This window comes from uncultured Clostridium sp. (genome assembly GCF_947039605.1).
Classification (GTDB): Bacteria; Bacillota; Clostridia; order Clostridiales; family Clostridiaceae; genus Sarcina.
In genome coordinates this window covers 1-20,637 of the sequence record NZ_CAMQZG010000037.1, presented here as the reverse complement: position 1 = coordinate 20,637, position 20,637 = coordinate 1, and the positions used below count along the sequence as shown (strand labels likewise).

Genomic DNA, 20,637 nt, shown 5'->3' with positions numbered 1-20,637 from the left:
ATAGTTCATAATTATAAGTTTTGATATAATTTTTTTTTTCTGTATAATAAGTTTAAAGATTCTTTTTGAGTTTATTTCACTCAATGAGAAAGTTATTACGTTAAATTAAGCATATTAGTTACACTTATTTAAAGGTGGACTAAGGAAGTAGAAAAAAGGTATTAATTATGGAAGAAACAAAATTAATTCAAATGATTAAGAATAACCCAAGTGTTATTAGAACTATAGATAATCCAACACAGGAAATGAAGTTACTTGCTGTGAGTTTAAAAGGTAATTTACTTGAGTATATGGATAGTCCTACAGAAGAAATGGAAAGGCTCGCAGTTGAAAATGATATTAATGCTATTGAGTTTGTAGGAAATCCAACAGAAGAGATGATGTTAAAAGTTATAGAGAAAGGTTGGACATATCTTTCTGATATAAAAAATCCAACAGATAAGGTTATTAAAGAAGCTATAAAACAATCTGGTTGGGCTATTAAGTATGTAGAAAATCCAAGTGAGGAAATACAGCTTTTAGCAGTTAAAGAGAATTATGATGCTATCCAGTATATAAGTGAACCTTATGAGAGTGTTCAGTTATATGTGGTAGGGAAAAGCTATGAAGCATTAAGATATATAGATAAGCCTTGTATTAAGGTACAAGAAATAGCTATAAAGTCTAATGATAAGGCAATTAGATTTTTATCTAAGGTTAATAAGGAAGATATTCTTGGATTTTTAAAGTTAAATATATTAGTTATAAATAATATAACTTTAAATATTACAGAGTGTGAATTTGAGAGTGTCTTAAAAGAAGTTTTGAAAAATGAAGAAGTAGAAGATAAGTATGTTAGAGATTTTCTAAGATGCACAATGATAGATAAAAGTAATGGACTTATAAGTATGGATAAAATGATGTTTATATATAAGTACGGAAGTAAAAAGGCTAAAAAAATAGCAGTTGATGAAAGATTAAAGATAGTATAGAAAGGAGCGAAAAAAATGAATTTTATAGATACATTACAAAGTGTAGAGTTAATACTTGCTACGGGGGAAGTGCCTTTAGTAGTTGGAGAAAGTGGGATAGGTAAAACAGCTTTAGCAAAAAAGATTGCAGATGATAATAGCTGGGGACTTATTGTTATTGATGGGAATTTACTTAAAGAGGGTGAAATTGGAGGGCTTCCAACAGTTGAGTCTTATATTAGCTATGATATAAATGGAAGAGAGACAGAAAAGAAGATGACTGTATATGCAGTTCATACAAAGCTTAGAGAAATTGATGAAGCTCTTGAAAGTGGACAAGAGATTCTTTTATTTATAGATGAAATAAATAGATGCGAACATACAGTACAGCAGGAATTAATGAATCTTATTTTAAATAGAGAGATAAATGGATATAAGTTAGATGATAAGGTTAAGATTCTAGGTGCTATGAATCCATCTGGTAAGTATGGCTCAGAGTTTGACTATCAAGTTGTGGATATGGATGCAGCACAGGAGAATAGATTTGTGTGGGTTCATATGGAAAGTGACCATGTTCAATGGATTAAGTGGGCAGTTGAATCTGGAATAGAAGAAAAAGTTATAGAATTTATATCTACTTTCCCAGAGTATTTAAATAGAGTGAATGAAGATGATGTAAGGGCAACTCCTAGAAGTTTTGAGAGAGTGTCTAAGGCTTATAAAGTATATAGAGATAAAGATGGAGCTATTCCAAGAAATATCTTCTTAAATGTTATCAAGGGGAATGTAGGGAAGGTTATAGCACAGGAGTTTATAAGTTTTATAGAATCAAATAGCAGAGCGTTGATATCATATGATGATGTGTTTTTAGTAGAAAGTTTAAGTGATGAGTTTAAAGAGAAAGTTAAGAGTGAATCACATACAAGGTTATATTTATCTGCAATTAATGTAATAAAAGTCTTAGAAGTTACTTTAAAGGATGAGAATAAAGATAAACTTATAAATAGATTTTTAGAATTTTTAAAGTTATATCCTATAGATTTAATGATAGGTGTAATGAAAGATATGAAAAGTAGATATGCTAAGGTGTATGACTTTGCTATAGAAAATGAAGAGTTTGTAGAAATGTACTTTGGTGCTTATAGTAGCATAAGAGGGTAAAGTTATGGAGAGTAATTTTGGTAAACAGGCAAAGTGGTTAAGTGAAGAAGCAAATAGTATTGCAGATAAGTATTTTGAAGATAGTAAAACTATGAAGGAGAATGCAAAGCTAGAGATTTCAAATGAATTTAAAGATGAGTTTTTTAAACTTGTAGACAGGGTTAGTTTAAGTCTTATAGAAGAGAAGGATAGTTTTTATGGATATTTTTTATTTCAAGTTTTAAGAGAGATTAAGTTTGATTTAAATAGTGCGACAGGGATAAATTTTAAGGGAAGTAAGTATGTTATATACTTTAATCCTATAATCTTTTTAAGACTTACTATGAAGCAAATGGAAACTTCAATTAAACAAGAAATATTGCATATAATAGCTTTGCACCCAGCAAGGTCTAAAGAGCTTAGGGCAAAAGGAATAACTAAGTTTGCTATTAATATAGGAATGGATATAGCAGTAAATATGTACCTTGATAATCTACCACCTTATTCAATAACTATAGAGTCTATAAATAACAAATATAATATGCAGTTAGAGCCTTATGAGTCTTTAGAATATTATGTAGAGAAGATACAAATAGAAATAGATTTACAGGAAGTTGATGAGGAAGAGGGAGAAGAGATAGATAATGACAAATCTGATATAGAAACAGAGTTTGATGCTGAAAAAAGCCATGATGTATGGGATGATTCTGATGATATAGAAGATAAAACTATTATGGAATTTACACAAAAGGTTATTGATTCTGCTAAAAGAGGAGAAGTTCCAATCTATCTTGAAAGAATGATAGATAGTATTAAAAAAAGCAAAGGTGAAATACCTTGGAATATATATCTTAAAAAACTTATGGGGACTATAGAGAGTAATAGAAAGAAAACTATAACTAGAAGAAATAGAAGACAGCCAGATAGACTTGATTTAAGAGGAAAACTTAGAGCACATAAAGCTAATATAGCAGTTGCTATTGATACAAGTGGAAGTATTAGTGATGAAGAGTTTGAACAGGCTATAAAAGAAGTTTTAAATATAGTGAAAAACTATAATCATGAAATCACTATTATAGAATGTGATGATAAAATTAGAAATTCTTATAAAGTGAAAAATACAAATGGTATCCAAAAGAGAAACAAACTTCGTGGGGCAACAGAATTTTCACCAGTTATAGAGTATGCAAATGATAATAAGATTAATCTTTTAGTATATTTTACAGATGGAAAAGGTGAGAATAGATTAAAGATTGTTCCAAGAGGATATAAAATTTTATGGGTTATATCTGGTAGTGGAGATAAACTTTCTTTAAAAGAACCTTATGGAGAAGTTAAAAAACTAAGTAAGGTTGAAATCAAAGACTTACACTTAGAAGTTAAAGATGTAAGAGTGGATGGGTATTCTATGAATAATCAATCACCTATGTTTTAGTATATTAGATAAATATAGTATAATAATGATAAGCAAGGGCAATATCTATAAATTTAGATATTGTTCTTTTTACTAAGGAGAAAATAATTGATGTATAGTGAAGTTTACAAAGAGATAAATGAAAAGATTGAGATTTTAAAAAGATTGGATAAACATTATGGTGTTTTTGGTAGTGAGACATATAAATATACTTTCAATGAGAAGTTAACGGAAGAGGAAGTTGCAAGTTTTGAAAAGTTAAATAATATTGAATTACCAGAAGGTTATAGAGGATTTTTAATTAATGTTGGAAATGGCGGAGCTGGACTTGCTTATGAGGTTTTTGGAATAGATATAAATAAAAAAGATGAGGACCTAGCACAAGAGTTTATTTTAGATGAAAGTTATCATTCTGATTGTGATTTTACTGCGAGGAATGTTGAAGATAAAGAAAGATATTTAGACTGTGAAAAGTGTATACATAGTGAGAAATGTTTAAATTCAACTTTTTGGGGTGGAAAAGAACATGAAGAAGAAAGGTATTTAGCAGGAACTAAGAATATCTTATTTGAAGGATGTTCTTATAATAGAAGACTTGTTTTAAATGGTAAGTATAAAGGGTGGATGTGGAGTGCATCAGAGGGACAAGGCTTGCTAAAATCTGATATGGATTTTCTAAAAAACTATGTGTTTTGGCTAGATAATAACATAAAGAAAGTTTCAAGGATAAAAGAGTTAGTAGAGCAAAGAAAAAGCTACAAAGAAATTGATGAAGATGAGGAATTAAAAATGTTCACTATGAAAAGCACTGTAATAGGTGGATTTATGAGGGAAGAGATAGAGGGTGTAACTAGAACTGATATAACTAAAATGACAGGAAGTCATATTATCAAGGTATATGAGTATATTAGAGAAAAAGAGATAGAAAGATTAGACTTAATTAAAAGAAATGAGATAAATAAAGAAGAACTTGTTAGACAAAGAAATGTAAATAAAAAGATTAAGGTTTTTTATTTGATATTTGTAATTATAGTAGCAGTTTGGGTAATGAATCTTTTGACATAAATAAAATAGTTATAAGAAATAGTAGCAGAGATGCTGCTATTTTTTTGTGTGTAATAAAAGAAGATGAAAACAATATAATTAGAGGGAATAATGAGAATAAGTAGAATATTAATAAGTAAAGGGGTGATGTTTTTGGAAAGTTTATTTATTAGTATTTTGGAGTGTATAGAAGGTGTTTTTGATATAAAGGGTGTTTTGACTAATAAGAGTAGTAAAGTTGGGAAAGTTTTAGGAATTACACTTGTTCTTATAATTACAGGGATTTTAGTGTTTTGTAATTATTTGTAGTATTAATTAGTTAAGATTAAGGTGATTTTGGTTTATACTAAAATCATCTTTTTATATAATTATAAAATAGATAATAGGTAACATCATGATATAATATGTTTAGAAAAAGATACATAGAGATTGGTTGAGAAATTAAGTGGAGTTGAGAAGGAGATTTGAGATGAAGAGGATAAAAAATAATAAGCTAAGATTGATTTTGGGTTATGGACTTGTAGCAATTGGATTAATAATATTATCACTTGCATTTGGAAGGGTAGGAATTAAATAAATTGCATAGTAGAGATTTGCGTGATTATTATTAGAAATAGGATTGTATAGTTTTAAAAGTAAAAAAGGCAGGATTTAAAGGTAAGTAAATTATCTTTAAATCTTGTCTTTTTTTGTTTGAATTATATTTGCAAGTGATAAAAACCATTTTTACGTAATATATATAAATATTAAGTTGAAAATAGAAAAAATGTAACAAAAAGTATTATTATGGTTAATATTTACAAAAAATACATAAAAGTGTAAAGAATTTGTAATTTTATAATTGTAATATAAAGGAATAAGGGGAAGAAAATTAAAAAATGGCAAAAAATAAAATAAATTGATTAATATGGGGTAAAAGATTTATGTGTGGATTTGTACAATTATTTAAAAAAGGTATATCAGATGAGGAAATAATGGCGCTAGAAATAGGGGCGAAAAGTATAGAACATAGAGGTCCAAATGATACTCAAGTTGTTAGATACGATAATGCAGTTTTTGTATTTAATAGATTAAGTATTATAGATATTGAGATGGGTGCACAGCCGTATACTTATCAAAATAAATATACTATTGTTTTTAATGGGGAAATTTATAATTATAAAGTGCTTAGAGAAGAGCTTATTTGTAAAAATTATGAGTTTAAAACACATTCAGAAGTTGAAGTTATAGCAGCACTTTATGATTTACATAAGGAAAAGTTAGTAACAAAACTTAGAGGTATGTTTGCAATTGTTATTTATGATAAGTCAGATGATAAGATTGTAGCATTCAGAGATTACTTTGGTATTAAGCCATTGTACTACATGGATATGGATGGAGAGTTATATTTCTCATCAGAAATTAAAGCATTAAAAGAAATAAATAAAAATATTCAATATAAGAGTAATTTACTAGGAGAGTATGCAACATTCCAATACATACCTTCAAATAATGCAACTATATTTGATGAAATAAAATCACTACCTCCAGGTAGTTTACTTGAAAAAGATCTTGATGGAAATGCTAATATTAGCAAGTACTTTGAGGTTGATTTTAAAGAAGAACCGCATGAGGATGAAGTGTTAAAAGCACAAATTAAAGAGATTGTGAAGGATTCGGTTAAGGTTCACTTAGAGAGTGATGTACCAGTTGCAACATTCTTATCAGGTGGAATAGATTCATCAATCATAGCTAAAATAGCAAGTGATATTAATCCTAACTTAGTTTCATATACTATTGGATTTGATGTTGAAGGATATGATGAAACTAGTAATGCTAAAAGATTTGCACAGGATATTGGAATCAAAAATATAAATATTAGAATGAATTATAAGGATTATGTAAGAGAGCTTCCAAAGATTATTTATCACATGGATAGCCCGATAGCAGATCCATCAATCATTCCGTTATTCTATATTTGTGAGAAAGCAAGTCAAGATTATAAGGTTGTTTTATCAGGAGAGGGTTCAGATGAATTCTTTGGTGGATACAATATCTATACAGAGGATGAGTCTTTAAAGGGATTTAACTATATGCCAGGCTTTGTAAAAAGTATTATAAATAGTTTAGCGGGTCTTCTTCCGGATAATATGAAGGGTAAGAGTTTCTTATTAAGAGGGACAACTCCTTTAGAAAAAAGATATTGTGGTAATGCTAATATCTTTAATGAAGAAGAAAAGAAAAAAGTATTTAAACTTGTACCAGGTAAGAATGATTTAAAGATAACTCAAGATTTATTTAAAGATGTAGCTGGTTTTGATAATGTAACTAAAAGACAATACATTGATATAAATACATGGCTTATAGGAGATATTCTAGCTAAAGCAGATAGAATTTCTATGGCTCATTCACTTGAAGTTAGAGTTCCTTTTGTAGATAAAGAAGTATTTAAACTTGCTAGAACTTTAGGTAAGCACCATAAAGTTAGAAAGTTTAGCACAAAAGTTATGTTAAGAGATGCTTTTAGAGACGAACTTCCAGAATACTTATATGAAAAGAAAAAACTTGGGTACCCAGTACCACTTAGAGTTTGGCTTAAAAATGAGTTATATGATTGGGCTTATGATGTTATTAAAAATAACCCAGTAGCTGAAATTAATGAAGAAGAAGCTTTAAAAATGTTAGTAAAACATAAAGAAAATAAAGGTGATTATTCAAGAAAAGTATGGAGTGTAATAGTTTATATTATATGGTACAGACTATATATTGATAACTCACTAGATAAAGATACAAAATTTGATATTTAAATTGTTTAAAGAAAGGTATAGAAAATTCTATACCTTTTTTTGCATTGTTTTGAAATAATTAGATTAATACATACGAACTTATATATGAAAGTACTTTCAAAGGGATTTAGTTAAGGGGTGAATTGAATGGACAGTAATAGATTTATAAAGTCTTTAAAGAATAAAGATAAAAAAGCATTAGATTATTTTGTAGATAATTATTCAGATTTAATGTTTAAGGTTTCTTATGGGATTTTAAAGGATAGACAGCTTAGTGAGGAAAATGTTAATGATGTGATTTTAAAGATTTGGAATAATGCTAGTAAGTTTGATAGAGAAGCAGATAGATTTGCAGTTTGGGTTATGGTAGTTACAAAATATACAGCGATTGATTGCCTAAGAAGAGAGAATAGACATAGCTATAAAGATGATATAGATGAAATTCAAATAGCAAGTGATGAGTCTATAGAAGAGAAGTTTGTATCGGTGGAAAGTGTTAGTGAAGTTAAAAAAGAAATAGAGAATATGAGTAGTGTCGATAAAGAGATATTTATGAGAAAGTTCTTTATGGAACATACAAGTAAAGAGATTGGAGAGAGTCTTGGACTGACAGAAAAACTTGTGAATCTTAAGATTTTTAGAGGGCGTAAAAAGTTGAAAGAAAAATTTTCGTTTAAGGGGATGTTTTAGTATGGATATGAAGAAGTTTAATGAAGAGATAGATAAGTTTGATTTGGATAATATAGATATAGCAGATATAGAGATGACAGAACTTGAACTTAAAAGAATAAAGAAAAATGCAAAGAAAAAGTGTAGAGTTTCAAAACCTCAAAAAGCTGGAATAGCTGCTGCGATTGCAGGGACAATAATAATTGGTGGAACTTTGACACCTGTAATTGCAGAAAATGTACCTTTTGTAAGAGATATTTTCTATGAGATGGGACTTTTTGATAAGGAGATTGATGAATATATAGAAACTGTGGGAGAAAGTATAACTACTGAAAAAGGAACAACGACTTTAGATAATTTAGTAGTTACAGATAATAGAGTTTTGATTGGGATGACATATAAGAGTAATGAAGTAATTCCAAATGATTTTGATTTTTCAAGATTTATGATAACTATGCCTGATACAGAAGGATTTTTTGGGATGGATGGAGAAATAAAAAGAGAAAAAATAGATGATTATACAATAGTTATAACACAGGATGTAAAGTTAACTGGTGGTGGCCTTTTGAAAAATGGTAAGATGTTTTTAGAACTTGAACTTTGGGGAGAAACACCAGAAAATATGCTACCTAATGTAACTTATGATACTGGAGAACCTATTGGTCTTGGGAAATTTGAAGTAAAAAAAGAGCTTAAAGATGCTATTGATGAAAGAGAAGTTATAAAGCTTGATATAGGTAGAGGTGAAAAGGGAAATGAGTCATATGAAGATATAAAATCTTTAGAGAGTAATATTCTTGGAACTACTATTTATAGTAAAAGCGAAATGAGTATTCATAAGGCGTTTGAAGGTCATGATGAAGGTGAATATGGGATTTGTTTAGTAGTTGATGGTAAGAAACATGAGGTGACTGGGAAGTCAGTAAGTGAGCCAACAGGAGAAAAAAGACAGGACCAATATGAATTTGAAACTGTGAAAGTTGATGATATTAGAAATGCTACGGTAATAGAAATTATAGTTAATGAAGAGGTTTATAAAATTAAGTAATTGATTGTGTAGAATGAGTTTAGAAGATTAGTTTGCTATTTAATAGTAAATTAATCTTCTTTTATTTTTAATTTAAACCAATTCCACCTAAAAATTCTATATCTTGTTTCTTTAAAGTTATTTTTAAAATATATAATTGTTTGTGTAAGGGAGATGATTATAATGAATTCAAAAGGAATAATAGGAACAATAGTAGTTGTTGGGATTGTTGTAATTGGAGCAGTTTATTTTATGACTGCAAAGCCAGCTAATGCTAGTACAAATAATGCAATGAATACTAGTAATGCAACAACATCACCTCAAGCAACAAGTTCTAATTTAAATAATAATGAGAGCACTCAGGCTCAAAATAATTCTAGCAATACAAATTCTAATCAGAATAGTAATACAAATACACCGAATAATAATACTAGTAATAATCAAGCAAATAATTCTAATGGTAGTGGGCAAACAAATAATGTTCAGGCTAAACCAATAGCAACACCACCAAAACCTGCACCTGTTAAGGTAGTTAAACCAGCTATAAATAACGGAACAGGAAATTTTGCAGATATAATGACAGGTGCGAATTATATGACAGGTTCAATAGATAATACACAAATTATAATTCCACTTCAAGGGGGGCATGTTGTTAATAAGCTTCTGATTTTACCAGAGTATTATGTAAATAGACTTGGTGAAACTTTTACAGCTAAGATAGCATCTCTTGGAAATAATAATTTTAAACTTTATGAGTATTATGGTAGTGAGAATACAGCTATATTTAACTTAAAGTATCATTCAGATAATTCAGAACTTGCAGGGACATTTACTCATGCAGGGTCTAATGAGGTAACTGGAATAACATTTAATATTGTGAATTCTGAGTATGGAGGAACGTTAATGAAAATGCCTTTCTATCATACAGTAATTAATGGAACAGCTGTAACAATAACTAATAAGATAGGATCTGGTGGATATTATGAAAAATATGCAGGGGATAATAATTTATTTAACTTAGCGTATAATTATAATATTACAGGGAAAAATTATCAGACTGGCTTAGTAGAATCTTATAATGGAAAAGAGAGTGGAGAGTATTTATTAAATCCAATTGGGAATACTGGAAATTCTAAAGGGGTATTTATAACACACCCAGGAACAAGTGAGAGTCAGACTTTTAATGTAACATTAACAGGAAGTCTTAGCCCACAATAGAATAAAAGTATATTAGGAAGCATCGATGATAGCGATAATGTTATCATCGATGCTTTTATTTTCTAATAAATTATTAAAGAAGAAGTTAGCACTAAATATTAGAGGATTTATTAATGTTTAACTTTAGAAGTAAGAATATTAATAATAAGTAGGCTTTATATGTTAAAAAATGGTATGATTTATTTAATTTTTAGAAGAATTTCAAAAAGATTGATAGGTCTAGTGAGTAGACTTCGAATAAATAAGTATAAGACATAATGAAAGGTGAGTTTGAGGGGAGAAATTGATGGAGGATAAGTTGATAATCAAAAATATTAAACGGAAAAAAGAATGTGGACTTGAAATGTTTATAGATAAGTATGGTGGATTTATTAAAGCTATTATTAGAAAAAAACTATATGACTATAATTCAAGTGAGGATGAATGTTTAGATGATATTCTTTTGGGAATTTGGGATAACATAGAAAGATTTGATGAGAGTAAGGGGAGTTTTAAAAATTGGGTTATGTCAGTTAGTAGATACAAAATTATAGATTATAACAGACGATATATATCTAATTTAAACAAAGTAACTAAATTGGATACTAATTACAATGTAGGTAGAGAATTTAAAGATGAAAATGCAAGTGTTGATAAGGATATTTTGAATAGAGAAGTTAATAAAGAAATTAATGATTTGCTTGAAAAGCTTAATAAAGGTGATAAAGAGTTATTTGTGAAACATTATTTAGAAGAAAAATCAGTTATAAGTATTTCAAAAGAAGTTGGTGTTAAAACTGAGGTTTTGTATAACAGACTTTCTAGAGGAAGAATGAAACTTAAAAATATATTGGTGAAAAGTAATTTGTTTTAGGGGGAAGATATTATGAAAAATGAATTTGATGATTTGAATGGTATAGAAAATGATTTAGATATTGAAGAAATAGTTTTGAGTGAAGAAGAAAAAGAAGATATAAGAAAAAGAGTTATGAGTAAGATGAATAAGCCAAAGAAAAAATCTAAGAAGAAAATGATTATGGCAGCATCACTTTGTGTAGCTTTAGGTGGAAGTTTTGCTTTAACAAATGAGAGTGTTATGGCAGCAGTTGAGAAAATGGGGAAAAGTTTAGAGTCATTTTTTGAAGTTGAGGAACTTGATTATAAACCTTATAAAAAAGAAATTCTAAAGGAAGTTGAGGATAAGGGGATTAAGTTTATGCTTAATGAAGCAATATTAGATGATGAAGAGCTTTATATAAGCACAAGGATAGATTATTCAAGTTTTGATACATCAGAATTAAAGGAACCAATAACGGGGAAATATAATATTATTGTTGATGGAATAAAAGAAGTTATAAGTTCTGAGGGGAGAAAAATAGAAAGGTGTGGCTCAGGGGCAAGTTATAATTATAATGATGAAGAAAAAATAGTAGATATATTACTTAGTATAGATGTAGAGGATGAAAAACGGTTTGAAAATATTTATGATATAAAATTAAATATTCCTAGTATGACACTTCAAAAGAAAGGAGCACATGAAAAAGTTTTAGGAAATTGGGATATAGAGTTTCAGATAGATGGGTCTAAGATTGCGAAAGAAGTAAAAAGTGTAGAGGTTAATAAGGAAATTGAGTTTGTAAGAGATGGTAAAAAGAGAGTTGTAAATATTTCAGAGTTTAGAAAATCACCAATTTCAATAACTATGGATTATCAAATAATTGAAGGATTCAATGATGTTTTAGATGAAAGAGAGGAAGAGGAAAGTTATGAAATAGGGTTTAGGTATTATGATCAAAATGGTGAGAAATTAGATTTTGTACCACAAGGTGGTGGAGGTGCGGGAGATATTTTTGAAACAGGAGATAGATGGATAATTGATAGAGAAATAACTAAGATAAAAGTAGTACCTATAATGATTCATTATAGTAAGGGTGGATATAATAATGTATTTAAGAATATAAAATTAAAAGACCAAGCTTTTGAAATAGAAATAAAATAAGTTTTTGAATGGTTAAAGTAGTGCTAAAAAAAGTATTGACCTTAATGCTACGGAATACTTTAGAATGTAATTAACTTACCAATATACTTTAATAAGAAAGATTAAATGAAAAGTTGATAACCTTTTGAGTTTTTGAAAAGTTTTGATAGGTTATCAAGTGCATAAACACTAGGTTGTTATAAAGGTTAGGAGATTCATTCTCCTAACCTTTAATTATTTTATAGAAAATAGCTTACAGCCTCGGGCTTTATGCTCGAGGCTGTAAGCTTACTTATTTAAGTTTTTGGTCTTGAATATACCTTACAATAATTTCAGAACTTACTGCTCCTGCTGTTCCAACATAATAACCTTTACTCCATAGTCCACTACCCCAAAATCTACTTTTCTTTAGATTAGGAAAGGCTTTAAATAAGGTGTTTGCACTTACGCTTTTTAGTATTTTAACTATTTCTGTCGGTGCAATCGTTGGAGGCGCAGATATAAACAAATGAATATGGTCAGGCATAATCTCTTGTTCGAGAACCTCAAAGCCATAATCATAAGCTATTCTTTTAAATAATTTAGATATTTCGTATTCCAATTCGCCTGTAAATATAGCATTTCTATATTTAGGACAAAACACTATATGATAGTTGATATTATATACACTATGACTTGTCTTTCTTGTTTTCTTTGTCAATTATAAGTTTCATCCCTTCTTCGATTAAATCGTTAGCATTAACTCCTTTTTGAAGTGCTAACATTCTGATATTTTTGTACAATTCTTCATCTAATGTTGTATTTACATTTTTTCTTGCCATTTGGCTCACCTCACAATATTTTAATTACATTATAATACATAGTTGACTATATATCAACGTAGAGTTATAATGAGCACGCAGATAACTATGTAAGGAGGTGGGGTAAATGAAGTTAAGTTTTAAATTCAAACCTAATATTAATGAAAAACAATTAGAAATTATAGAAGAATTATCTTATCATACGACTAAGTTATATAACATCATTAATTATGATTTAAGAGAAAAAGGTGTCAAGAATTATTATGATATAGAAAAAGAATACAAATCTAACTGGCATTGTGATTTCTTACACAGTCATACACGCCAACAAATGTTTAAAGTATTAGAGCAAAATTGGAAATCTTATTTTGCAAGTGTTAAAGACTTTGGAGAAAATCCAAATAAATATAGAGCAATGCCAAGACCACCTAAGTTTAAAAATACTGATAAGAACAAGAATGAAATTATTTTTACTAATCTTGCTATAAGATATGATAATGGACTATTAAAGTTATCACTATCAAAAGCTATAAAGTCGTTGTTTAATGTGGAAAGTCTTAATTTTGCAGTTTCTAAAAAACTACAAAGCATTATAAACTGGAATAGCTTACAACAAGCAAGATTTAATTATGATAAAGTTCAAAAATGTTGGTGTTTAATTGTGATTTACAATAAACAAGAGTTAGAAAACGATAAAACCAATGTGTGCAGTATAGATTTAGGTTTAGACAACATTGCTACATTAACTTTTAAAAATGGCTTAAATCAATATATCTTTTGTGGTAAAAAGTTGAAATCAGTTAATTCTTATACTAATAAGCAGATAGCATATTTTCAATCAATAGAAATGTTTAAATGTGGCTCTGATAAGTTTAAAAATACTAAAAAAATTAATAAAATTAGAAGATATAGAAATAATTATATTAATGACTATATGCATAAAGTTTCTAAATCTATAATTGATAAAGCTATTAAAAATGGTGTTGGTAAAATTGTAATAGGTAAATTAAAAGGAATCAAACAAGATATGAATTTTAATAAAACTTTTGTTCAAATTCCGATACAACGTTTAGCTGACTTAATTAGTTATAAAGCTAAATTGCAAGGTATAGATGTTAAGTTCCAAGAAGAAAGCTATACAAGTGGTTGTTCTGCATTTGATTTAGAACCTATTACAAAGAAGAGTTATGATAAATCAAGAAGAATAGTAAGAGGTCTTTTTGTAAGTAGTTTTGGACTTGTAAATTCAGATATAAACGGAAGTTTAAATATACTTAGAAAATCAGAGAAATGTATTCCCGACCTAATCAATTTAGTGAGGGATAATGGGCAATTGAACTCGCCTAAACGTATAAGGGTTACCTGTTAAGGTGGAAACTTAAATACCAAACTACGTTAAAAGAATCTAAGCCCCTTGTGGGTGTAGTAGTTCAAAGATAAGTTTGTATGAAGTAAGATATTAGAGCAGTAATAAATATGTGACCAATTATGTGACTTTAGTAACAATACTAAGTGTAGTTTCTGAATTATAATTAACTCATAAGTTAATTCGGAGGTAAGAAATTATGACAATGGAAAGTTGGATTATGATATTAGCATTACTTGCTATGGTAGTTTTTAGACAATTAGGAGAAAGAAGATTTACTATAAAATCAATAATAGTACAGATAGCAATCTTGGGGTATTTCACATTTAAGTATGTTAAAAATGTACCTACAGGTGGAATAAATACGCAGATTTTAGTTGGAGCAATAGCTGTTGGGATAGTATTTGGATTATTCATGTTACTTGCTACAAAGAGATATAGAAAAGATGGTAAGAATTATGTTAAGTCAGGTATTCCATATTTAATATTATGGATTGTAGGACTTGGTTCAAAAGTAGTTTTAGTTGATTATATAACAAAGTGGAATGTAAGAGGTTCTGATATATTTATCATGCAACATCACATTAATCCAAATGTTATAGCACCAGCATTTATGTTCTTCACAATAGCTATGATATTAGTAAGAACAATAGGAATATATGTTACATTTGCAATGCTTAATAAAAAAGCAAAGATGGAAGTTGTAGCAGCTTAATATAAATAAAGGTAGTATCAAATTTAGTTTTGATGCTATCTTTTGCTTTGTCTAAAAATACTTTGTTTAAAAAAACTTACTTTAGTATAATAATAGTAATAGAGATGAGGTGAGGTATATGAATTTCAATGAAAAATTAGAGATAGGTATTGAGTTGATAAAAGAATTTAATGTATGCACTATATATTTATTTGGATCTTTTAGTCGAGGTGAAGAAAGAGTTGACAGTGATATAGATATAGCATTTTTATCAGATGATAATGTAGATGAATATAGATGCTTTATGAAAGCACAAGAACTTGCTGATATATTTAAGCGTGATGTTGATTTAATAGATTTAAGAAAAGTAACGACTGTATTTAAAGCTCAAATTATAGGTTCAGCTAAAGTGATATATTGTAATGATGATTCAAAGAGAGCTTATTTTGAAATTAGAAGTTTAAAAGAGTATGCGTTGCTAAATGAAGAACGATATGAAATTTTAGAAAGAGTAAAAGAAAGTGGGAGAGTTTATGGTGAGAGATGTAGTTTATAATAAAATTACAAGTATTGAAAGATGTGTAATTAGAATAAATGAAGTTTATGATGGTAATCCAAAAAATTTAGAAGATTATACAAAGCAAGATTCTATAATTTTAAATATACAAAGAGCATGTGAATGTTCAATTGATTTAGCTATGCATATAGTATCTGAGAAAAAACTTGGAATTCCACAGACAAGCAGAGATGCTTTTGAAGTTTTAGAAGTTAATGGAATTATAGATAAAGAACTTGCAAGTAAGATGAAGCCAATGGTTGGTTTTAGAAATATAGCAGTTCACAATTATCAAGAAGTTAATATGAAGGTAGTTCAAATGATTATAGAAAAGCATATAGTTGATTTTAGTGATTATACTTATGCGATAAATAAGTTTTTGAATAGTTAAAAAATCATTAGAAGTAGTGCTAGAAATAGTGCTGCTTTTTTTTATAAAATTCACTTGAATAAACTATTGACTTTAACGCTACGGCATACTCTAAAATGTAATTTATAGGAGGTGATTAAAAGTGAAATATACTATTAAACAGTTAGCTGAGATAGCTGGTGTAAGTTCTAGAACTCTTAGATATTATGATGAGATAAATCTTTTAAAACCATTAGAGATAAATTCATCTGGGTATAGAATTTATGGGGAGAATGAAGTGGATCTATTACAACAAATAATGTTTTATAAATCTATTGATATGAAATTAGAGGATATTAAGGAGCGTGTTTTAAATCCAAAGTTTAATATTGAAAAAGCTTTGTTGGAGCATCATAAAAAGCTTTTAGAGAAGAAAGAATATATGGAAAAGTTAATTTTGGCTGTTGAAAAAACAATAGCATATAATAAGGGGGAAGTTATAATGTCAGATAAAGAGAAGTTTGAGAGTTTTAAGAAAGAGAAAATTAGTGGAAATGAAAAAGTGTATGGTGAAGAGATTAGAGAAAAGTATGGTGACGATGTAGTGGATGAAACTAATAAGAAGTTTTCACATCTAACTAAGGAAGAGTTCGAGGAAATGAATGAAGTAGAAAGTGAAATGCTAAAAGCATTAAAAGTAGTTTATGAAAATAAGAATTTAGATTCACAAGAGGCGAAGTTAGTTTTTGAAAATCATAAGAAATGGTTAAGTTACAATATGAAGTATAAATCTGAAGTTCATAAAAATCTTGCACAGATGTATGTTTTAGATGAGAGGTTTGCTAGTTATTATAATGATAAGGTAGAGGGAGAAGTTGTTGAAACTTTAAAGGATATAATTTTAAAATATGCTGAGTAATAAATATATGACCAATAATATGACTTTAGTAGCAATACTATGTGTAGTTTCTGAATTATAATTAACTCATAAGTTAATTCGGAGGTAAGAAATTATGACAACAAAAAGTTGGATTTTGATATTAGTACTACTAGGAGTAGTTATTTTTAGACAGTTAGGTGAGATATCAGCATATTACACAAGGGGACGGGAAGAGGTTATTAATATAAAAATTAAATAAAGAATATTAGAAAAGGAACTGTATGATAGTTAGAAGTTAAAGGCTAACTATCATACAGTTCCTATTTTTTTAATACCATAGCATTAGTTATAGAATCTATTGTGCCTAATGTTTTTATAACTTCTTGCTTAGTTATATTCATTGCACATAATTTTTGGTATATGTTTTTTCTGAATCTTGGAAAAGCAACTGGTTGAGTTAATTGGTCTCCATTTTCTTGGAATAATTGAACTCTAGGAAGATCGCTAGGATGTTTCTTTATTATAACCTTTGCTTTATTAGATAACTCTATAGACTTTGTATCATTCATACTCATATTATAAACAACTCCATATTTGATATTCTAGTGGTATATATTTTATATACTACTAAGTAAATTCTTGTTTTTACATACTTATTATCTATGAAATTTTTAATGTTGTCCATATTCTCAAAAGTTATTTTGTTAATTTAGATATTTTTTAGAGTTTTTAGGCTATAAATATTAGTTAATATCCCAAGAATAAATAGTCCAAATACAAAAAGTGTACCACTATAAGATACAAATGGGATGGCAACTCCTGCATACGGCATTAGGTTAAAGTTCATAAGTGTACCCCAAATAGTTTGTACTATTAGTATAGTAGAAATAGAAAATGCTAGAGATTTTCCATAAGCATTATTTATAGATGCTGAAATTTTGATAAGTCTAAATATAAAGTAAATTAGAATAAGCACAATAGCAATTCCAAATATCCAACCAAAGTAGCCTATGGCACTTACTATTGGATAGCTCAAATTGATATAAGTCATAGTTGTATGATTTTCACCTATAAGTTTAGATGTAGTTAGTATTTTAGTTACTGTTTGAGGACTTCCAAAGTTTGATGTTAGTAGTATATTTAAACCTTTTAAAGAAGTTGCAAGAAAGATTAAAACTTCTAAAATTCCTGTTCCAATTATAAGTTTAACATTTCTACTAAATACATATAAAATTACTAAAAGAGCTATTCCAAAGTAAATAAACATTGGAACAAATTTAAATGAGTAAGCCATGCAAGCAAGAGGTACAAGAACTAAAATTATAGCTAGTATCATATTTTTAATGTTTTTAAAGCTAAGTTTAGTGTAGATGCCTGCTATGCTAAATAAGAATAGTAATGGTAGCCAAGGCAGAACTGAAATTGATACAGGACCAAGTTCATATCCATATTGTTCACTACTTGAAGATGATGTAAAGATATAAAATACATAGATTGCAAAAGCTACTATATACATAGGGATAGAAAACTTCTTTAATATTTTGAATTTAACAAAGTAGCCAATGATAAATGCAATAAGTCCTAGTACAAGCCAAACTGAATTTTTAAGAAAATATGGATTGTTTAAAGGTGTTGTATGGTCTTGATAACTAAATATACTATTAAAAGAAAAACTTCCAACTACTCCTATTACAACAAGTACAAAGATACTTGCAAGAAGTTTATAATCAAAGGTTGGTTTATGAACCTTGTTGAGTTTTTCACCAAGTTTTTGATTATCACCCATGTCTTTTAAAGCAAGATTTACTGCTTCATCAAATGAATTTCCTTGCTTTTTATAGTGATTTATTAGAGCTGTTATATGACTTGTGAGTTCTTCTTTAATTTCTTTATGCACTGCTTTATTTTTAATTAGTGAGCAGGTTTCATTTAAGTAATTATTTATCATTTGATTAGTGTTTATATCCATGAAAATTCCTCCGTATATATAAGTGGATTTGGCTTTTTTAGATAATCCACAATTGATTTTTTATCTTTTAAATGGCTTTTGCCAAGTTTGGAAATTCTATAATATTTTTTGCGAATTTCATCATCTACCCAATAAGATGTTATAAGTTTTTTATCTTCAAGTGTATGAAGGATAGGATAGATAGTACCTTCTTTGTTTTTTAGTTTCTTTTTGATTAATAAATCAAGTTCATTAATAATACTAAAACCATAAGTATCTTTTCTACTTACAAGTAGTAGTATCAAAATTGAAAGCTGTTCATTTAACTTTTCTTCTTCAATTTTATCTAGAATATTATTGAAAATTGTATCTTTGTTAAACATATTTGTTTTAATAGATTCTTTTAAAAAATCATCATATTTCAAATTAATCACCTCTAACATTCAAATGTATTTTTAAGTTCTTTAAGAGTTCTATATAATCTATTTTTTACTGTTGATTCACTAGTTTTAAGTTTTTTGCTAATATCTTTAATCTTCATATCAAATTTAAAGTGTAGCAAAAATATCTTAAAGGTCAGTGCATCTTTTTGCTTTAGATAAGTATAGATTTCATCACAGATTAAAGTAGAATCAAAGTTTTCTGTAACTGAAAGTGAATCGTTATTATTAAATTCTATATCCTCTGAGCTGAGTGAGAAGAGTGGAATATTATTTTTAGCAACTCTAAGCAGCCCATAAGTTTTGAATATCTCATTTCTAGCAATTCTAAATAGATATTTCCTTGGACTTTCAATTTCTCTTTTTTGCATAGCTTTATAAAAATTAAAATAAACATTTTGGATAATATCTTGAACATCTTCTATATTGTTACATTTAGAAATTATGTATCTTAGAATATCATCATAGGTTTCATTATAAATATCATGTAAAATTTCTTCATTTGTTTTATTCAATATTGAGTCACATCCCTTGTAAAAGTACCTTACACTTATAATGATATATTTTAGCTTAGTTTTGTTTCAAAATTTATAAAAATATATAATGGAAATTTTTTCAAATATTTTTGAAAAAATAATTTAAATAGAAAGTTTAGTAAGAACTATAATAGTGCGTTTTAACTTGAATAATTTTACAGTTATATATAATTCCTCTTAAGCTATCTTTAATAATTTTAAAATTTCGGTTAACGAAACTCCATTTTTAGTTGCATTAAAGATAGTTTGTACCCTTTCTTTTTCTAATTCATTTTTTACTTTTTTGAATCCAACATTAAAATGATTTAGAAATTTAGATTTTAATTTGCAATAGGTATAGTTTAAAAGCATTATCAATAAATAACGTTTGATAGCTTTTGTTTTTCGTACTTGATATCCATTTAAACCAAGTTTAGCATTACACTCTCTAAAAAAAGGTTCTATATCCCAACGTAAATTATAGTGATTTAAAATATCTGAAATTGAAAGGTTAGGATCTAATGAAATAAATGCTTTTAAGGTAGATTTTTCATAGAAAGAATCTACTGGGTAACTTAAAACTATAGTTATATTCTTTCTATCACGTAAATTACCTACGTATTTATAAACGTAATAGTCTTTCTTTCTGACTGTGACTAGGTCAAAAGAATCTAGTGGTAATGTTTTCGCAAACATAGAAGCTTTTATTCCAAGTTTGCTATGATTTTTAGGATATAATACCCTATTAGTTTTTATAGCTCCTACATAATTATTTCTTTCATTAGATATTGGATGGGTTACAATAAATTGAACATAAAATATTCGGACATAATATAGTATCATAAAAAATAAAGAAAAGAGGTAAATATCATGGGAAGAAACGGTAAACATTATACTGATGAATT

General features: G+C 28.0%; 24 protein-coding genes. 17 read left to right on the top strand and 7 right to left on the bottom strand.

Going from position 1 to position 20,637, the window contains the following annotated elements:
• Positions 1–167: 167 nt before the first annotated feature.
• The 11 genes from Q0V24_RS12875 (at position 168) to Q0V24_RS12825 (ending at position 12,205) form a co-directional block, all read left to right on the top strand.
• The gene (locus Q0V24_RS12875) at positions 168–971 is read left to right on the top strand and encodes a hypothetical protein (protein ID WP_297522132.1); all 804 of its coding nucleotides are present in this window, start codon (positions 168–170) and stop codon (positions 969–971) included.
• 15 nt (positions 972–986) lie between these two features.
• Positions 987–2,111, top strand: a complete 1,125-nt coding sequence (locus tag Q0V24_RS12870; protein ID WP_297522130.1) for an ATP-binding protein — start codon at positions 987–989, stop codon at positions 2,109–2,111.
• 4 nt (positions 2,112–2,115) lie between these two features.
• Entirely contained in the window at positions 2,116–3,525 is a 1,410-nt protein-coding gene (locus Q0V24_RS12865) for a VWA-like domain-containing protein (RefSeq protein ID WP_297522129.1), read from the top strand.
• Positions 3,526–3,615: 90 nt separating this feature from the next.
• Complete coding sequence (locus Q0V24_RS12860; protein ID WP_297522128.1) at positions 3,616–4,569, top strand: hypothetical protein; 954 nt, start codon at positions 3,616–3,618, stop codon at positions 4,567–4,569.
• 132 nt (positions 4,570–4,701) lie between these two features.
• On the top strand, positions 4,702–4,857 hold the full coding sequence (locus tag Q0V24_RS12855) for a hypothetical protein (protein WP_297522126.1): 156 nt from the start codon (positions 4,702–4,704) through the stop codon (positions 4,855–4,857).
• A gap of 614 nt (positions 4,858–5,471) precedes the next feature.
• Positions 5,472–7,334 (top strand): asparagine synthase (glutamine-hydrolyzing), encoded by a 1,863-nt coding sequence (gene asnB / locus Q0V24_RS12850; protein ID WP_297522124.1) that lies wholly within the window; start codon positions 5,472–5,474, stop codon positions 7,332–7,334.
• 126 nt (positions 7,335–7,460) lie between these two features.
• On the top strand, positions 7,461–8,003 hold the full coding sequence (locus Q0V24_RS12845; protein ID WP_297522122.1) for a sigma-70 family RNA polymerase sigma factor: 543 nt from the start codon (positions 7,461–7,463) through the stop codon (positions 8,001–8,003).
• 1 nt (position 8,004) lies between these two features.
• Positions 8,005–9,030, top strand: coding sequence for a DUF4179 domain-containing protein (locus Q0V24_RS12840; protein ID WP_297522120.1), 1,026 nt, complete (start codon positions 8,005–8,007; stop codon positions 9,028–9,030).
• A gap of 162 nt (positions 9,031–9,192) precedes the next feature.
• The gene (locus Q0V24_RS12835) at positions 9,193–10,227 is read left to right on the top strand and encodes a hypothetical protein (RefSeq protein WP_297522118.1); all 1,035 of its coding nucleotides are present in this window, start codon (positions 9,193–9,195) and stop codon (positions 10,225–10,227) included.
• 286 nt (positions 10,228–10,513) lie between these two features.
• Positions 10,514–11,080, top strand: coding sequence for a sigma-70 family RNA polymerase sigma factor (locus tag Q0V24_RS12830; RefSeq protein ID WP_297522116.1), 567 nt, complete (start codon positions 10,514–10,516; stop codon positions 11,078–11,080).
• A gap of 12 nt (positions 11,081–11,092) precedes the next feature.
• The gene (locus tag Q0V24_RS12825) at positions 11,093–12,205 is read left to right on the top strand and encodes a DUF4179 domain-containing protein (protein ID WP_297522114.1); all 1,113 of its coding nucleotides are present in this window, start codon (positions 11,093–11,095) and stop codon (positions 12,203–12,205) included.
• Between the two features lie 271 nt (positions 12,206–12,476).
• Here the strand turns inward: Q0V24_RS12825 and tnpA are convergent, their stop codons facing one another.
• Entirely contained in the window at positions 12,477–12,884 is a 408-nt protein-coding gene (tnpA, locus tag Q0V24_RS12820) for an IS200/IS605 family transposase (protein ID WP_297522112.1), read from the bottom strand.
• Positions 12,853–13,005 carry a hypothetical protein gene (locus Q0V24_RS12815; protein ID WP_297522110.1) on the bottom strand — a complete coding sequence of 51 codons (153 nt, stop codon included), beginning with the start codon at positions 13,003–13,005 and terminating at the stop codon, positions 12,853–12,855. The genes tnpA and Q0V24_RS12815 overlap by 32 nt, the downstream gene beginning before the upstream one ends.
• A gap of 106 nt (positions 13,006–13,111) precedes the next feature.
• On the opposite strand from Q0V24_RS12815, the gene Q0V24_RS12810 reads away from it, so the two are divergent.
• The 6 genes from Q0V24_RS12810 to Q0V24_RS12785 all read left to right on the top strand — a co-directional run bounded on the left by Q0V24_RS12810 (position 13,112) and on the right by Q0V24_RS12785 (position 17,088).
• The gene (locus Q0V24_RS12810; RefSeq protein ID WP_297522108.1) at positions 13,112–14,353 is read left to right on the top strand and encodes a transposase; all 1,242 of its coding nucleotides are present in this window, start codon (positions 13,112–13,114) and stop codon (positions 14,351–14,353) included.
• Between the two features lie 196 nt (positions 14,354–14,549).
• Positions 14,550–15,065: a hypothetical protein gene (locus Q0V24_RS12805; RefSeq protein WP_297522106.1), complete on the top strand. Its 516-nt coding sequence runs from the start codon at positions 14,550–14,552 to the stop codon at positions 15,063–15,065.
• A gap of 118 nt (positions 15,066–15,183) precedes the next feature.
• Positions 15,184–15,600 (top strand): nucleotidyltransferase domain-containing protein, encoded by a 417-nt coding sequence (locus Q0V24_RS12800; RefSeq protein WP_297522105.1) that lies wholly within the window; start codon positions 15,184–15,186, stop codon positions 15,598–15,600.
• Positions 15,578–15,991, top strand: coding sequence for a DUF86 domain-containing protein (locus Q0V24_RS12795; RefSeq protein ID WP_297522103.1), 414 nt, complete (start codon positions 15,578–15,580; stop codon positions 15,989–15,991). The genes Q0V24_RS12800 and Q0V24_RS12795 overlap by 23 nt, the downstream gene beginning before the upstream one ends.
• Positions 15,992–16,112: 121 nt before the next feature.
• Positions 16,113–16,868 (top strand): MerR family transcriptional regulator, encoded by a 756-nt coding sequence (locus tag Q0V24_RS12790; RefSeq protein WP_297522102.1) that lies wholly within the window; start codon positions 16,113–16,115, stop codon positions 16,866–16,868.
• Between the two features lie 94 nt (positions 16,869–16,962).
• Positions 16,963–17,088 (top strand): hypothetical protein, encoded by a 126-nt coding sequence (locus Q0V24_RS12785; protein ID WP_297522100.1) that lies wholly within the window; start codon positions 16,963–16,965, stop codon positions 17,086–17,088.
• A gap of 61 nt (positions 17,089–17,149) precedes the next feature.
• On the opposite strand, the gene Q0V24_RS12780 is transcribed toward Q0V24_RS12785, so the two are convergent.
• From Q0V24_RS12780 to Q0V24_RS12760, 5 genes are all read right to left on the bottom strand, one after another.
• Complete coding sequence (locus tag Q0V24_RS12780) at positions 17,150–17,398, bottom strand: hypothetical protein (RefSeq protein WP_297522099.1); 249 nt, start codon at positions 17,396–17,398, stop codon at positions 17,150–17,152.
• A 140-nt stretch (positions 17,399–17,538) separates the two neighbouring features.
• Positions 17,539–18,798: an FtsW/RodA/SpoVE family cell cycle protein gene (locus tag Q0V24_RS12775; protein ID WP_297522098.1), complete on the bottom strand. Its 1,260-nt coding sequence runs from the start codon at positions 18,796–18,798 to the stop codon at positions 17,539–17,541.
• On the bottom strand, positions 18,789–19,202 hold the full coding sequence (locus Q0V24_RS12770) for a PadR family transcriptional regulator (RefSeq protein ID WP_297522096.1): 414 nt from the start codon (positions 19,200–19,202) through the stop codon (positions 18,789–18,791). Before Q0V24_RS12770 ends, Q0V24_RS12775 begins: the two co-directional genes overlap by 10 nt.
• A gap of 11 nt (positions 19,203–19,213) precedes the next feature.
• Positions 19,214–19,732 carry a sigma-70 family RNA polymerase sigma factor gene (locus Q0V24_RS12765; RefSeq protein WP_297522094.1) on the bottom strand — a complete coding sequence of 173 codons (519 nt, stop codon included), beginning with the start codon at positions 19,730–19,732 and terminating at the stop codon, positions 19,214–19,216.
• Positions 19,733–19,930: 198 nt separating this feature from the next.
• Positions 19,931–20,637 (bottom strand): transposase (locus Q0V24_RS12760; RefSeq protein WP_297522092.1); only part of this gene is annotated, 707 nt, incomplete at its 5' end.